A 15,553-nucleotide genomic window follows, 5' to 3' on the forward strand; every position below is an offset into this window, starting at 1 on the left:
AATGTTTGGTATGAGTTTTCCTGAAATAATCATCATAGCAATCATAGCCGTTTTGTTTCTAGGTCCAGATAAGCTTCCTAGCGCAATGGTTGAGATAGCTAGATTTTTTAAAACTGTTAAAAAAACGGTCAATGACGCAAAGGCCAATTTTGATCAAGAGATTAAAATCGCAGAGCTGAAAGAGGACGCAAAAAAATATAAAGAGAACATAGCAAAAACAACCGAAGGTGTCCGCAAAAAGCTTACTTTTGAAGAGCTTGATGAGCTAAAAAAAGGCATTAATGACGTTACCGGCGGACTTAACAAGAATATATCCGACATAAAAAGCAGTATTGATAATATAAAAAATCCACAAAACATAATAAAAGATGCGGTTTTGGATGATAAGAAGAACGAAGAGAAGAAAGAGGCGTAATGTTTGAAGAGTTAAAACCGCATTTAGTAGAGCTTAGAAAGAGACTTTTTATAAGCGTTTCTGTCGTATTGGTAATGTTTATAGTATGCTTTAGCTTCTGGAATCCAATTCTAGCCATTATGACCGCCCCTCTTAAAAACGCTCTTCCAGCAGGAAGCAATATCATCTTCACTCAGGTTCAAGAGCCATTTTTTACTGCAATGAAAGTAGCGTTTTTTGCAGGATTTATGTTTTCACTCCCTGTAATATTCTGGCAGTTTTGGCTCTTTGTAGCTCCGGGGCTTTATGAAAATGAGAAAAAATATGTAATCCCTTTTGTATTAGCAGCTACATTTATGTTTTTAGTTGGCGCTGCGTTTTGTTACTATGTAGTAATTCCTATCGGCTTTGTATTTCTTATAAATTTCGGAGGCGAATTATTTACGGCGCTTCCTAGCATAGGGCAATATGTAGGATTTTTTACCAAGCTTTTAATAGCTTTCGGTATAGCATTTGAGCTTCCTGTACTTACATTTTTTCTAGCCAAACTAGGCCTCATAACCGATGCAACACTTAGAAATTCATTTAGATATGCAGTAGTAATTATATTTATATTTTCTGCAGCCATGACTCCTCCTGACATTATAAGTCAGTTTTTAATGGCAATTCCTCTAATAGGACTTTACGGACTATCGATATTTATAGCTAAACAGGTAAATCCTGCTCCAAAAGAAGAGATTCAAGAGGAAAAAGAGGAGTCTAGGAAACAGCAACAAGACAGCAACGATGACGACGATGATGAAATATACTACAATGGCGACTGATACAGATCTGTTATCGAGTTACGACTACTATCTTCCTCCAAATTTAATAGCCTCCACTCCAACCCTTCCAAAAGAGGAAGCAAGACTACTTGTATATGAACGCGGCAAGGATAAAATACACCATCTTAAATTTAAAAATCTACACGAAATTTTACCGGATTGTTCCATTATTTTTAACGATACAAGAGTAGTCAAGGCTAGAATTTTAGGATATAAAGACAGCGGAGGGGCAAGCGAGATACTACTAAACACTCCCCTTAATGATAATAAATTTAGTGTTTATATAAAAGGTAAGGTAAGAATAGGAAGCATTATAAAATTTAGTAAAAATTTGATTGCAAAGGTTTGCGAGATTTATGAAAATGGCACAAGAGCTGTTGAATTTACTCAAAACGGCCAAATTTTAGATGCCGCCAGTCTATTTGACCTACTTGAAGAGATAGGGCATGTGCCGCTTCCTCCGTATATAAAAAGAGCTGATAACAAAGATGATGAGAGCTGGTATCAAAGCATATTTGCAAAATATCACGGCGCAGTAGCAGCTCCTACGGCAAGCCTTCACTTTAATGACGAGATGATAAAAACACTAAAAAAAGATCATGATATAAATTTTCTCACACTTCATGTCGGAGCTGGGACATTTAAAAGTGTAGAGTCTGAAATCATAAGGGATCATCTTATGCATGGCGAGTTTTATCAAATCCCTAAAGATACTCAAGAGCTAATAAATTCAAATAAGCCGATTTTAGGCATTGGAACAACAGTAACAAGGTGCGTAGAGGAATTTGCAAGAAGCAAAATATCAAGCGGCGAGTGTAAGCTATTTTTGAATTTATACAATAGACCCATTCGTCAAAACTATCTTCTAACAAATTTTCATCTTCCCAAGTCAACCCTCATAATGCTAGTAACAAGCTTTATAGGACTCGATAAGACAATGGAAATTTATAAAACGGCAATTGAAAAAGAGTATAAATTCTACTCTTATGGTGACGGAATGCTGATTATTTAGGATAAGCAATGGAATTTAGCGCAATACTTTTCATAATTCTTTTTCTATATCTAATGCTACTTGTAGCATACTATATACATTCTAAAAATTTAAATGAAAAATTTACCAACAAAAGAGTTAGGCTGCTTAGAAAAAACCCTGAGTTTCAATCCGGTAATACAAGAAGAAAAATAGCACAAATGGATATATTAGAAAGCATGTTCTTTCTAATGAATTCATTAAACGAAGATTCAAAAAAAAATAATAACACAGTACTGCTTGATTACAACATGAACTATCCAAGGACATTTGATGCGGATTTTTCCAATGTCGTTAAACTAACAGATGCGCTAACTCAAATAATGCTCTTAAATTTGTCAAATTCAACAATAATTATTAAATTTTTATTAAGCAATTACAGTAAAAGGCAGATCAAATTTACAATCTCAGTATGGGCCAATAATAGTTTTTACACAGATTCCATAAATAAAAGTATGATACATACGACTATGACACCGAAAAGTAGAAAGTTTTTTCGTTTAGCCCAAGAAATATCGAATAAAAATGGTTCCGCAGTATCGTTTCAATATGAGTCAAAAGGATATTTAAAAGCATCTGCCGACATATCCCTTGATCTTTCAGACGCTAAAACGGATACGCTTGAAGGATTAAAAATAGAGTATCCAAAAAACTTTACTGTATTAATAGCCGAAAAAAATCAATATTCGTTTGATATTTTAAAGAAAGAACTTGAATTTATGAATATTGACGTTAAACCAACTTCTGATCTAAACATAATCAAAAGACATATAGAAGATAATATTTTTAGACCGGATATGGTGTTTATGCAAGCAGATATTATAGATGATACAAACTTAAAAGATATAGAGAGTTATCTAATAAATAAAAAAATATGCTTGGTTATAATCAAAAACAATCATGATGGTTTAAAAATAAATCCGAATATATACGTGCAATACTTATCTCAGCCCTACACTCCAGACACTCTAATTTGTATTATTAACAATGCCTACAAACACCGTTATCATAGAGTATAAAATATAACTATACTTTAATATATCTCTTTAAAATAATCATCGCAGCTATGCTATCTAGCTTGCCGTCTCGTTTCGTGTCCGTATAAATTTCACTTGCCTCAAAGCTACTCATCGCCTCATCGACATAGACTATCTCGCCACCAAAATTTAGAAGCGATACAAAGTGGCTTATGCGCCTTCTCATCTCATCTTCACTACTTCCGCCAAGTGGGATTCCTACGACTAAAGTCTTTGCGTTTAGCTCTGATAAAACGGTGCTCACGTCGCGAGCTGCTTGGTTGCGATTTTTTCTAAGAACTGGTTTTTGAGGCATCACTACGCTACCTACTGCCAGAGCCACTCCAATTCTTTTTAGCCCCACATCTATAGCCACTATGCTCATGCCAGATTAACCCTTAAACCTGAAATTTTCAGCCTGCCAAGAAGCTCGTATTCGTAAATTTGACTACCGAATTTTGCCAAGGCATCATCTAAATCTACTCCATTTTTGCAAAATTCTAAAATTTCATCTTTTGTGACATTTGCTACTTCGCCAAATCGCGTAGCAAATTTATCAAAATCATTTATTAGTTCGGCTTTTTTAAGAGCCAAAAGCTCATTTGTTCCTCTACTATCATTAATCCTTTGAGGCAAAACGTAAATTTTAATACCAAGTTCATATGCCATTCTTGCACTCTGCATTGAACCACTTAAAAGATCGGCTTGAGCCACGATAAGAGCTTGAGATAGGGCCACCACTATACGATTTCTCTGCAAAAACTGATAGCCTCTAGGCGTAACATCCGGAGCATATTCGGTTATAGCAAGAGAATTTCGATAGATCTCATCTATCATTTTAGCATTTGATTGAGGATAAATTCTATCAAGTCCATTTCCAAAAACGGCTATAGTATTAGGAAAGGCTCCTTTATGGGCCGCTATATCCACACCAATAGCAGCTCCACTAACCACACAAACTCCAGAATATGATAGGATTTTAGCCAGATTAAAAACACAATCCTTGGTGTATGCGCTAGCCTTTCTAGAGCCTACTATAGAGACCAAAGGCATATTTAAAAGCTCTAAATTTCCTTTGTAGTATAGCTGATCGGGAGGATTTTTAAGCCTATTTAGCTGTGACGGAATTTTACTTAAAGTATTCACAGGGCATCTTTTAGATAGACTACTTCAACGTCTTTTAAAATATCGCCGCTCTGCCTTAAAACTTCAAGTGTATTTTTATAAGGATGTCCTATAGCTATGGCCTTTGAGTTCTTTTTAGCTAATTCGATAGCATATTTGAGCTGTTTTCTAATAGTATTCTTATCATCCTGATGATCTAAAAAAACATCCCTTACAATATATGGCATAGAATGATTTCTAGCAGCTTCTTCAACCTTGCTATTTGATATGGTCTTGCTATCTATAAAAATAAGATTTTCATTTTTTACAGCCCTCATCATCCTATTCATAGCATCAAGATCACTCGTAAATTTACTTCCGGTATGATTATTTATATACATTAGTTCCGGAAAATCTCTTTTGATATCACGTAATCTTTTTAAAATTTTATCATAGCTATCGTTGGTATGCAGGGTATTTATCTCCTCTTTTTTAAATCCATGAGCCTGCATTGGTAGATGAATCATATAGAATTTAAACCTTTTTGCAAGCTTTGGGGTATCAGGATGATGCTTTGTCGGAGGAAAAATAGACGGAGTGAGCTTTAAATTTATAGCCTTTACGGCATCCACCTGATGTTTATGGGCTATATCGTCGATTATAATTACTAATTTTGGTTTAGAAGAAGATGATCCCTTACTACCTAGTGTAAATTTTTGATTTTTATCTACATCATTTTTTTTATCTTTTTTGGTTGCATTTCTCTCTACAATCTCTATATGGATTTTATTTCCGGACTCACTTATTTTTCGCTCTTTTGGTTTTATTAACTCTTTTTGTATAGATAAATTCGTATCGTTTTTCTCCATGCTATTTATTATATTTTTTATAGCACGGCTTTCTTTTTCAGTTAAATTTAGATCCTTTATTGATCTCTTTTGTTCTAAATTTGACTCTTTGGTTTTTGTTTTTTCTTGTGGTTTTGACTCAGATTTTAGAGCAGGCTCTTTTTTAGCACTATCTCTTTTTATCTCTTGTTTTTGACTATCTAAGTATTTTTCTATCTTATTTATAATTTGTATATTATTATCGCTTTTGCTATATAGATAGTTAAGTAAAAAATATGTAACAGCACCTACGCCTAAAGCTATAAGCAGGATTATAAAATAGCTCCAAAAGGAGCGTGTTTTAGCACTATGCTTTACACGCCTTTTGGTAGTTTTTCTCTTTGTTCTTGGGCTCAATTAATTCTTACTTTGATCTACGATTTTACCTGCGCTTATCCAAGGCATCATAGCTCTTAGCTTTTTGCCGGTTTGATTTAGTAGGCTTCTTTCGGCAATTCCTCTTTCGGCATTCATCCTTACATATCCTGCTTTGCGCTCAAGGATAAAGTCTTTTGCAAATTTACCGTTTTGAATCTCTTTTAAAATTTCCTTCATAGCCTTCTTGCTATCTTCATTTACCACTCTTGTTCCGCTTACGTAGTCGCCATATTCAGCTGTGTTTGAGATAGAGTAGCGCATATCTGCCATTCCACCTTGATACATCAGATCAACTATAAGTTTTAGCTCATGTAAGCACTCAAAATACGCCATTTCAGGCTCATAGCCCGCTTCAACCAGTGTTTCAAAGCCCGCATTTACCAAAGCGCAAAGTCCGCCGCAAAGCACTGCTTGCTCACCAAAGAGATCGGTTTCAGTTTCATCTTTAAACGTAGTTTCGATAATGCCTGTTCTTCCACCACCTATCGCACTTGCATAACTAAGGGCAAGCTCTTTTGCCTGACCTGAGGCATTTTGCTCAACTGCGATTAGATCGGGGATGCCGCCGCCTTTTACAAATTCGCTTCTTACGGTATGACCAGGCGCTTTTGGAGCTATCATTATCACATCGATTCCTTCAGGAGCTTTGATCTGTCCAAAATGCACGTTAAATCCATGCCCGAAAGCTATCGCATTGCCCTCGCTTAAATTTGGCTTGATCTCGTTATAAAAAATTTCAGCTTGGATCTCATCCGGAGTTAAAATCATAATCACATCGGCCATTTTTGAAGCCTCGCTAACAGTTTTTACTTCAAAGCCTTTGGCTTCTGCTTTAGCCCAGCTTTTTCCGCCCTTTGCAAGACCTATTATTACTTTTACACCGCTATCTCTTAAATTTTCAGCGTGTGCGTGTCCTTGTGACCCAAAGCCGATAACAGCGACTGTCTTACTTCTAATAAGACTTAAATCGCAATCTTTGTCATAATAAATATTTACTGCCATGTTTTCCCCTTTTTTGCCATAAATTTTGCAGATTATACACTCATACAACTCAAATATCACTGAAATAAAATAATTTTTATCATTTAAGTTTTTTAACAAGCCATTTAGTGTAAAATGCCGAAAATTAATTTAAATTTAAAGCGTGAAAATATGAATCAATCAATATATAAACACATTAAGACACTTCCACCGCTTGATGATACGGTTATTAAAATTCAAGCTATTTGTGCAGACGAGAATAGCTCTTTAGGAGAACTTGCCCAGATCATAGAAAAAGACCCGATGCTTACGGCAAACATCCTCCGTTCCGCAAACTCTCCGCTTTATGGTTTTAGCCGCGAGATAACTACTATCTCAAGAGCCGTTTCACTCTTTGGAATGGCTACAATTCGCGGTTTTGCGCTGTCAAGTGCTGTAAAAAAGAGCTTTAGAATAGATCTTGATCCATACGATATCACAAGTCAGGATTTTTTAAATATATCAATAATGCAAAACGCCCTAATGTACAACTGGTATAATAAGATAAACCCTGGCGCTTTGGCTATCTTATCTCCAGCTTCATTCATGCTTGAAGTTGGTAAAATAGTACTTTCTCACGAGCTGATCGAGACCGGAAAAGCAAATGAGTTTAAACATAAACTAAAAGATATATCAAACCCATTTGATCTTGCCGAGCTTGAAAATGAAGTGCTTGACATATCAAACGAGATTGTAACTGCTAAAATTTTTGAACAGTGGAATTTGGAATCAGAGCTCGTTGATTCTATATTTTTCTCAAATTCTCCAGAAGATGCGCCTGAACATATAAAAATGTATTCAGTAGCCCTTAGAATCGTAAAAAATGCGGTAAATATCTTCCATCAGCTTGATGATGAAAGTATCCAAAATACACTTCCGTTCCTTGACGAATATGGCTTTGCTCACGATAAATTCCTAGAAGCAGTGGCTAAAGTAAAAGCTAATTTGTGAAAGAATTTTTAACCAGACTACTTGAAGGATTAAGCGAAAAAGAGATTTCAAGCGATCACAAAGAGACGCTTAGAAATCTCCTAAATTTAGGCGCTATCACCTCTCACAATAACAAATTTTACCTAAACAACGGCTTTGTATGCGGTAAGCTTGATATAAGCTCAAACGGCACAGGATTTTTGATGCCCTTTGACAAGCGATTTAAGCAAGATATCCTCATAGAAAACAAAAATTTAAACAACTCTCACTACGGCGATATCGTCTTAACCAAGCTACTTCCACTTAAGAAAAAACGCCAAAGTGCCAAAGTAGTGCTCACGCTTAAATTAGCAAACGAAACAAGCGTAGTTTACACCAAGCACTTTGGACAGGCGATCCTAGGAGTAAATTTAAAAACAGGGCTTAGCATAGCGCTAAAAGCCACTCAAAAATCGCTAAAAGCTCTGCCTATAGGCACACTGCTAAAAATCAACAACCTAAACAACGAGATAACCGAAGTCATAGGCAACATCAACGATCCTTTTTCGGATGAGAAAATTTCACTTGCGATATATAATAAAAACGATAAATTTAGCGAAGCGAGCGAACTCGAAGCCAAGGCTTGGGGAGATAGCGTTGATGCAAGCATGTATCCAAACAGAGTTAATCTGCGCGAACTTGAGTTTTGCACTATCGATCCCATTGATGCCAAAGACTTTGACGACGCGATATATTTTGATGAGAAAAATTTAGAAATTTACGTCGCGATCGCCGATGTAAGCGAATACGTAAGCAGCTACGGAGCAATTGACAAAGAGGCTAAATCACGTGGATTTTCGATATATTTTCCACACATCGCCATACCCATGTTGCCAAGAAGCCTAAGTGAAAACATCTGCTCGCTTAAACCGAACGTAACAAGGCTTGCGTTTTGTTTCAAGATCAAACTTAATAAAAATTTAGATGTTGTTAGTGAAGAGCTCCTTGAAGCTATTATAAATTCTAAAAAGAGATTCAATTACGACGAAATCGATGAAATTTTAGAAGACAAAAGGATAAGCGAGATATCTTGGATAAAGCCGCTTTTTGAACTAACGTCAAATTTACGTGCAAAAAGGCTTAAAAACGCATTTGATTTTAGAACGCAGGAGCTTAGAATGAGCCTTGATGATGAAGACAAGCTTCTTTCAACTCGTTTTGAAACCGACTCAAACTCCCATAGGCTTGTTGAAGACTGCATGCTTTTAGCCAACAAAGCCGCGGCAAAACTGATAGATGGCGTAGGAGTTTTTAGAAATCACGGAGCGCCGGATATCAGAAAGATAGAAAATTTACTTCAGGATTTAGCCGCTCTTGGATTTGATTTCACATACGAAAGCGATTTATCCAATCTAATACGCAAAATTCAAGCCCAAGCAGATGCTATGGGCAACCGCGAAGAGATAGATAAACTGATCATAAAAGCTCAAAAAAAGGCCGAATACTCAGCTCAGAATTTAGGACACTTCGGGCTTGGGTTTGATCGCTATACTCACTTTACAAGCCCGATTCGCCGCTACTCGGATCTTACTTTGCACCGCTTGCTTAAAGCGAAAATGAAAGATGACAAAAAGCTTTTTAACTACCTGCTTTTAAATATCGAAAGTACTTGTGCGAATTTAAGCGAACTTGAGCGAGAAGCCGATAAAGTGGCATACGACTTTATGGATAGGAAATTTGCCAGATGGGCAAAAGAACGTATCGGACAGAGGTTTAAGGCTTATGTAAGCGAAAATCAAAATATGCTTGTCGCAAAGCTTGATGATGAGATAAAAGGCGCAAGAATATTTTTAAACTCATATTCTGCCGAGCTGCTTCAAAAACTTATCATAGAAATTACCGATGCAGACATCGCAAGCGGTGAAATTTTTGGTAGGGTAATTAAAAAAATCGATGTATAGAAGAGAGCTTGAAGGACTACTGCAAAGTCCAAAATTTCCAAATACATTTCTGCTTTTTGGAGCGGATGAGTATCAAATAGAGCTCTTTGCCAAAGAAATTTTGGCTAAATTTGAAGGGCTAAATTTACTTAGTCTATACTACGATGAGTATGATTTTAACCTTGCTAAATCACATCTTTGCGAGCCTTCGCTATTTGGCGACGAGCCACTGCTTCATATAAAAAGCGATAAAAAAATCCCATCAAAAGAGCTAAAAGTGCTAATTGAGGCTTGCAAAAACGGTGGCGCTTTTATCTATGAATTTTACGAAGCGGATGCAAAGACGACCTTTGATACACAAAAGGCTTTCGGCGTAAATTTTGCCAGATTTTTTAAGCCAAATTCTCCCGATGAAGCAGTAAATTTGCTAAGCAGACAAGCAGGCAAAATAAATTTAAACATAACTAAAAACGCTCTTTTTGAGCTTTACAGGATCCACAACGAAAATTTATACCTAGCCGCAAGCGAACTCAACAAGCTTGCAAGCCTAAATGAGCCGATAAACGAAAATATAGTTAGAAATTTAGTATTTTCGCTTTCAAGCATAAGTTTTGATGATTTTTTCGACAAATTTATAAATCTAAAAGATATCAGGCAGAATTTTTTCTCTTGCGCGGACGATGGAAATTTTAGTGAAATTTTATTTATAAACTCACTTTACAGAGCATTTTTTAGGCTTTTTAAGCTCCACAGCTTTGTCAAGATAGAGGGCAAATTTGACATCAAGGAAACTCTTGGCTACACACCGCCTCCAAATATCGCAAATGAGCTTAAAAGGCAGTGCCTAAGCATAAATTTAAATAGCTATAAAGAAATTTTTATAGCCTTAAATTTGATGGAATTTGAGATAAAGACAAACACAAAGCTTGATAAAACGCATTTCTTGCTATCCTCACTCATCTCTATGCAAAATTTAATCCATAAAAACAGCAAATATTAAGTAAAAAAAAGATAAAATCAGTCCTTGTCTTTATAGGCATCCTTGCTCGCACGCGAGCTTAATATCCACAAGGAGAATTAATGAAGCATTACGAACTTTTATTCGTATTTAAGCCTACTTTGACTGAAGAAGAAGTAGGCGCAAAAGTTGATTTCATAAAAGAAATCCTTACAAAAAATGGTGCAGAGATAGCATCTTTATTGCCACTTGGTACAAGAAAACTTGCTTATACCGTTAAAAAATATGAGCGTGGTATATTCTTTGTAGTATATTTTACATCGCCTACTGCCGCTATCGCAGAAGTTGAGCGTATCATAAGAATCAATGAGGAGATCATTAAATTCTTAACTGTAAAATTCGAAAATAAAAAAGAGATAGCAGCTTGGGAAAGGCTAAGCAAAGGTATCAAACAAGGCAAAAAAGAGTCAAAAGCTAAAGCCCAAGAAGTTCCGGCAGAGGAAGCTTAAGGATAAAAAATGTTTAATAAAGTGGTTTTAGTAGGAAATCTTACAAGAGATATCGAACTTAGATACACAACATCAGGAGTTGCGATAGGAAACAGCTCTATAGCCGTTACAAGAAAATTTACAGCAAACGGTGAAAAGCGCGAAGAGACCTGCTTCATCGATATTACATTTTTTGGAAAGCAAGCCGAAATAGCAAACCAATATCTAAACAAAGGCTCAAAGCTTCTAGTAGAAGGTCGTTTGAAATTCGACCAGTGGACCGATAATAACGGACAAACAAGAAGCAAACATAGCGTAAGTGTAGAGAATATGGAGATGCTTGGCTCAGCTCAAGGACAAGGCGGATTTAATCAAAATAGTAATCAACAAGGCGGATACAGCCAAAGCGGCAGCTACGGTAATCAAAACTATGGCAACCAGGGCTATGGTCAAAACACAAATAGTTATGCAAGCAGCGGTGCAAAAACACCAAATCAGCAAAGCTACAACAGACAGTCTAGACAAGATGATTACAACGATAAAATTCAAGATATAGATGTAGACGCTGACAAGTACGACAGCGACGAGACAATACCATTTTAATTAAGGATTAGGATTTAAAGATGGCAGAGAAAAGAAAATATTCAAGAAAATATTGCAAATATTGCGAAGCAAAAGTTGATTTTATAGACTACAAAGACACAACTCTTTTAAAATACTCTCTTTCAGAGCGTTTTAAAATAATGCCAAGACGTTTAACAGGCAACTGCAAAAAACACCAAGAGATGGTTGAGCAAGCTATCAAAAGAGCTAGGCACGCAGCATTTATCCCATATATCGTAGATCGCGATAACGTAGTAACAAATCCTTTCGAGGGACTATAATCTTAAAGCCCTTAATTGGGCTTTAAACCAAAAATTCATCAAAAAAACTTTTAAGCATATTGGAGCTTTTATAAGAGATTTCTCTCTTATAAAAGCAAAATTATTATTTTAACACAAGAGCGTTCTTGAGCACATCCTCTATCGTATCAACCGCTAAAATTTTAACATCTCTTTTTACGTCTTCAGGTATTTCATTGAGATCACGTTCATAGTTTTTGCGCGGTATTAAAGCAGTTTTTATGCCGGCCTTATGAGCCGCTATCAGCTTTTCTTTGAGCCCGCCTATAGGTAAAACTCTACCACTTAAAGTTATCTCTCCTGTCATAGCCACATCAGCCCTAACCTTTGTATCGGTAAGTATCGAAGCTATTGCGGTTACCATCGTGATTCCAGCACTTGGACCATCTTTGGGAGTCGCACCTTCTGGCACGTGTATATGCAGATCAAATCTACGGTATACATCGCTTGGTTCAACCTTCTTTTTATCATCCGCGAAAACAGGTATGATCTTAGTCGGTACCTTTATCTTTTTATTATCGATCAATACCTTAACGAGACTAAAAGCGATATAGGCGCTCTCTTTCATTACATCACCCAAGGATCCAGTTATCTGCATAGAGCCTTTGCCTTGAATGCGAATAGCCTCTATTTTTAGAACATCTCCGCCTACGCTTGTCCAAGCAAGACCATTAACCTGCCCTACTTGATCTATCTTATCCGCAGGCTCTATCTCGTATACTTTTTTCTCTAAAAACTCACTCAAATTTTTAGTAGTGATATTCACTTTTTTAATACTCATATCACTTAAAAGTTTTTTTGCAACTTTTCTAAATATATCCGCTATACGTCTGCGTAAATTTCTTACTCCGCTCTCTCTTGTGTAATCAGATATAATTAAATTTAAGACATCTTTGCCAAAACTTACCTCACTTGATTTTAATCCATGTTTTTTAAGTTCTTGAGGTATCAAATATTTCCTGGCTATCTCAAATTTCTCTTGCGGAGTATATGAACTAAGCTGGATAAACTCCATCCTGTCGCGTAGTGCAGGTGGGATAGAGCCAACATCGTTTGCAGTAGCCACAAATACCACCTTACTTAGATCTATATTAAAATTTAGATAGTAATCTCTAAATTTATTGTTTTGTTCCGGATCTAAAATTTCAAGTAAAACAGCCGTAGGATCACCACGAAAACTTCTGCCGACCTTATCTATCTCATCAAGCACTACGACAGGATTCATCTGCTTAGCTTCAATTAAACCCTGCACTATGCGCCCCGGCATCGCTCCTATATAGGTTCTTCTATGACCTCTAAGCTCATTTACATCTTCAAGCCCACCAAGTGCTACTCGCACAAGCTCTCTTTTAAGCGCCTTTGCGATAGAGTTTGCAAGGCTTGTTTTTCCAACACCTGGAGGTCCTGCAAAGCATAAAATCGCTCCGTTGTTTACCTTATCGGCAATTCCTCTAAGCTCTAAAAGCTCTCTTAGAGAGAAGTATTCCTCTATCCTCTCTTTAGGTCTGACGAGTCCGTAATGATCGGTATTTAGGTGCCTGCTAACCTCGGCTACGCTTAGCTTTTTGTTTGCAATATTTTCAAAAGGCACCTCAATAACCCAGTCAAGATAGCTCTGGATAGTATTCGCATCAGCAGAATCTGGATGCATGCGACTTAGTTTATCAATCTGCTTTTTAATCTCTTTATAAGCATCATCAGCCATGAATTTTTTCTTTTTCTCAAGTTTCTTGCGATACTCTTCTATCTCATTTTCACGGGTAGTATCGGTACCAAGCTCTTGTTGAATCTGTTTTAACTGCTCTTTTAAAAAATACTCCTTATTGACCTTGTCTATGCGAGAATGAACCTTGTTTTTTATCTCGCGCTGAAGCTTATTAGCCTCAATCTCCTCGATAATATAGTCAATCAATTTTAAGAGTTTTTGCTCTAAATTTTCCTCTATAAAAAACTCATAAGCGATCTGTTTTTTTAATCTAAGCGAACTAAGCACAAGGTCACAAACCCTACTTACCTCGACACTTTCTTCTATGGTTTTTAATAGATCAGGCGGGAAAAAATGGCTAAGAGCGGCTAAATCCCTAACTTTCTCTCTAAGAACGGTTACCAAAGCATCACTTTTAACAGCCGTAGGGTGCTTTTCATGGACAACTTCCACAATAGCCCTTAAAGGCTTGACACCAATTTTATTGATTATTCGGCCCTTGCTTGAGCCTTGAAATAAAATTTTCACTCTGCCGTCAGGAAGCGGAACTTTTCTCATAATCGTGCCTATAACTCCTGCATCATAAATACCTTCAAAATCCCTCATTCCTTCATTTTGTGGCTTTGTCGGAACTACTAAAATTTGACTTTGATTTTCTATAGCCAAATTTAGGGCGGCTAAATTTTCATCATCATTTAAAAATAGCGGAGTTATCATAAAAGGATATAAAAATAGCTCGTCTTCAACTATTATAGGAAGCTCAGCCGGAAAAGCTTTTGATTCATTTATTTGCAACTTTTTCTCCTATTCAAATATTTTTCTATACCAAGGAAGCTTTGGCGGTATCAAATTCGCATCCATTAGAGGCGATTCTTCGACTTTTTGTCTATAAATTTCAGCCGATTGCTCTCTTCCTGTTCTCTTATACAGATCAGCTATCTGCTCATCCAGATAAAATATGGCAAGCTGAAATTTAGTAAGCATAGTTTCAATTAGAGGTCTATACTTGGTATTTGGATATATATATAGAAATTTTTCAATCTCCGCCACGCTATCTTGCATTAGTTTTTGATTACGGTTCGGTTGCGAAAACGAGTCGAAATTCGCCTTTATCTTAAGATATTGAGCAAATTCGCTCTTAGGTCCATTATCACCATATCTTTTAATATACTCATCGAGATAAAAATTAGCTAGCAAATACTCCTCTTCGTTTGCATGAGCTTGCGACAATATTAGTAAAATTTGCTCAAGCATCGGACTTGCGACATGCTCGCTTGACATAGATGTATAATGTTTATCGGCACTTTCCAAGTCTCTATCATTAATGTCTGATATTATTTGTGTATACCACTCATCGGGTGTTAAGTTATAAAGTTCGCTGTATTTTTCAGCGCAACCGCTTAAAAATACGATCAAAATAAAAAAACTCAAAATTTTAACAAACGAGCTCATGCTATTCCTTATTTTAAGATTTAAAAAACTGTATATTTTACTACTGATTCGGTTATTTTTCGATAAATTTAAATATTTTTATATTTTATTATCCATATATTGAAATTTTTGATATAATCATTGTAAAATATTTTTGGAAATTATAGGAGATATTTTATGGTATTTGAGGTAAAAAGCCCAATTTTAGGATTTGAGCATATAAAAACTATGGATCTTATAGAGCTTGATAAATTTTTTGTAAAGCTTCAAAGCAAAGACGATAATACGTCTTTTACCATGATCAATCCTTACGCTTTAAGAAATTATGAATTTGAAATACCTACATATTACCAAGAACTTATGGATATAAACGACAATAGTAAATTAAGAGTATATAACATCATGGTTGTAAGCACCCCGATAGAGACATCTACCGTAAATTTTATGGCTCCTATCGTATGCAATATGACCAATATGACGTTATCCCAGGTGGTTTTAGATGTATATAGCTATCCATACTATAAACAAGCCGAGAAAATTTCAGATTTTATACAAAAGTAAAATTCT

General features: G+C 36.0%; 17 protein-coding genes. 11 read left to right on the forward strand and 6 right to left on the reverse strand.

The genetic code is table 11. The features are described 5' to 3' along the window. The first annotated feature begins 1 nt into the window (after window position 1). The 4 genes from tatB to CDOM16190_RS00665 are packed head-to-tail and all read left to right on the forward strand — an operon-like array spanning window position 2 to window position 3,267. Entirely contained in the window at window positions 2-415 is a 414-nt protein-coding gene (tatB, locus tag CDOM16190_RS00650; RefSeq protein ID WP_170018451.1) for a Sec-independent protein translocase protein TatB, read from the forward strand. Continuing rightward, window positions 415-1,218 carry a twin-arginine translocase subunit TatC gene (gene tatC / locus CDOM16190_RS00655; protein WP_170018452.1) on the forward strand — a complete coding sequence of 268 codons (804 nt, stop codon included), beginning with the start codon at window positions 415-417 and terminating at the stop codon, window positions 1,216-1,218. Before tatB ends, tatC begins: the two co-directional genes overlap by 1 nt. Next, the gene (gene queA, locus CDOM16190_RS00660) at window positions 1,208-2,230 is read left to right on the forward strand and encodes a tRNA preQ1(34) S-adenosylmethionine ribosyltransferase-isomerase QueA (RefSeq protein ID WP_170018661.1); all 1,023 of its coding nucleotides are present in this window, start codon (window positions 1,208-1,210) and stop codon (window positions 2,228-2,230) included. The genes tatC and queA overlap by 11 nt, the downstream gene beginning before the upstream one ends. A gap of 8 nt (window positions 2,231-2,238) precedes the next feature. Further along, complete coding sequence (locus CDOM16190_RS00665; RefSeq protein WP_169974876.1) at window positions 2,239-3,267, forward strand: hypothetical protein; 1,029 nt, start codon at window positions 2,239-2,241, stop codon at window positions 3,265-3,267. Between the two features lie 7 nt (window positions 3,268-3,274). On the opposite strand, the gene ruvX is transcribed toward CDOM16190_RS00665, so the two are convergent. Genes ruvX through ilvC form a run of 4 tightly spaced genes read right to left on the reverse strand, consistent with a single transcriptional unit; the run spans window position 3,275 to window position 6,635 of the window. Continuing rightward, complete coding sequence (gene ruvX, locus CDOM16190_RS00670; protein WP_170018453.1) at window positions 3,275-3,649, reverse strand: Holliday junction resolvase RuvX; 375 nt, start codon at window positions 3,647-3,649, stop codon at window positions 3,275-3,277. After that, the gene (locus CDOM16190_RS00675; RefSeq protein ID WP_169974872.1) at window positions 3,646-4,410 is read right to left on the reverse strand and encodes a DNA-processing protein DprA; all 765 of its coding nucleotides are present in this window, start codon (window positions 4,408-4,410) and stop codon (window positions 3,646-3,648) included. Before CDOM16190_RS00675 ends, ruvX begins: the two co-directional genes overlap by 4 nt. Then, window positions 4,407-5,612, reverse strand: coding sequence for a divergent polysaccharide deacetylase family protein (locus CDOM16190_RS00680; RefSeq protein ID WP_349644365.1), 1,206 nt, complete (start codon window positions 5,610-5,612; stop codon window positions 4,407-4,409). Before CDOM16190_RS00680 ends, CDOM16190_RS00675 begins: the two co-directional genes overlap by 4 nt. Beyond that, on the reverse strand, window positions 5,613-6,635 hold the full coding sequence (gene ilvC, locus CDOM16190_RS00685; protein ID WP_170018454.1) for a ketol-acid reductoisomerase: 1,023 nt from the start codon (window positions 6,633-6,635) through the stop codon (window positions 5,613-5,615). It abuts the gene before it with no gap. A gap of 150 nt (window positions 6,636-6,785) precedes the next feature. Here ilvC and CDOM16190_RS00690 point away from each other — a divergent pair, with 150 nt between their 5' ends. The 6 genes from CDOM16190_RS00690 (at window position 6,786) to rpsR (ending at window position 11,832) form a co-directional block, all read left to right on the forward strand. Beyond that, window positions 6,786-7,604: an HDOD domain-containing protein gene (locus tag CDOM16190_RS00690; RefSeq protein WP_169974868.1), complete on the forward strand. Its 819-nt coding sequence runs from the start codon at window positions 6,786-6,788 to the stop codon at window positions 7,602-7,604. After that, the gene (locus tag CDOM16190_RS00695; protein ID WP_170018455.1) at window positions 7,601-9,523 is read left to right on the forward strand and encodes an RNB domain-containing ribonuclease; all 1,923 of its coding nucleotides are present in this window, start codon (window positions 7,601-7,603) and stop codon (window positions 9,521-9,523) included. Before CDOM16190_RS00690 ends, CDOM16190_RS00695 begins: the two co-directional genes overlap by 4 nt. Further along, window positions 9,516-10,502 (forward strand): DNA polymerase III subunit delta, encoded by a 987-nt coding sequence (holA, locus tag CDOM16190_RS00700; protein ID WP_170018456.1) that lies wholly within the window; start codon window positions 9,516-9,518, stop codon window positions 10,500-10,502. Before CDOM16190_RS00695 ends, holA begins: the two co-directional genes overlap by 8 nt. An 80-nt stretch (window positions 10,503-10,582) precedes the next feature. After that, window positions 10,583-10,969: a 30S ribosomal protein S6 gene (gene rpsF, locus CDOM16190_RS00705; RefSeq protein WP_170018457.1), complete on the forward strand. Its 387-nt coding sequence runs from the start codon at window positions 10,583-10,585 to the stop codon at window positions 10,967-10,969. A gap of 9 nt (window positions 10,970-10,978) precedes the next feature. Next, window positions 10,979-11,551: a single-stranded DNA-binding protein gene (locus CDOM16190_RS00710; protein WP_170018458.1), complete on the forward strand. Its 573-nt coding sequence runs from the start codon at window positions 10,979-10,981 to the stop codon at window positions 11,549-11,551. Between the two features lie 20 nt (window positions 11,552-11,571). Then, entirely contained in the window at window positions 11,572-11,832 is a 261-nt protein-coding gene (gene rpsR / locus CDOM16190_RS00715) for a 30S ribosomal protein S18 (RefSeq protein ID WP_169942306.1), read from the forward strand. 103 nt (window positions 11,833-11,935) lie between these two features. Here the strand turns inward: rpsR and lon are convergent, their stop codons facing one another. Next, the gene (lon, locus tag CDOM16190_RS00720) at window positions 11,936-14,350 is read right to left on the reverse strand and encodes an endopeptidase La (RefSeq protein ID WP_170018459.1); all 2,415 of its coding nucleotides are present in this window, start codon (window positions 14,348-14,350) and stop codon (window positions 11,936-11,938) included. A 9-nt stretch (window positions 14,351-14,359) separates the two neighbouring features. Next, window positions 14,360-15,007 carry an outer membrane protein assembly factor BamD gene (locus CDOM16190_RS00725; RefSeq protein ID WP_169974856.1) on the reverse strand — a complete coding sequence of 216 codons (648 nt, stop codon included), beginning with the start codon at window positions 15,005-15,007 and terminating at the stop codon, window positions 14,360-14,362. Between the two features lie 156 nt (window positions 15,008-15,163). Between CDOM16190_RS00725 and fliW the strand changes: the two genes are divergently transcribed. Then, window positions 15,164-15,547 (forward strand): flagellar assembly protein FliW, encoded by a 384-nt coding sequence (gene fliW / locus CDOM16190_RS00730; RefSeq protein ID WP_170018460.1) that lies wholly within the window; start codon window positions 15,164-15,166, stop codon window positions 15,545-15,547. Window positions 15,548-15,553: the final 6 nt, after the last annotated feature.

Source organism: Campylobacter sp. RM16190 (assembly GCF_012978835.1).
Classification (GTDB): Bacteria; Campylobacterota; Campylobacteria; order Campylobacterales; family Campylobacteraceae; genus Campylobacter_A.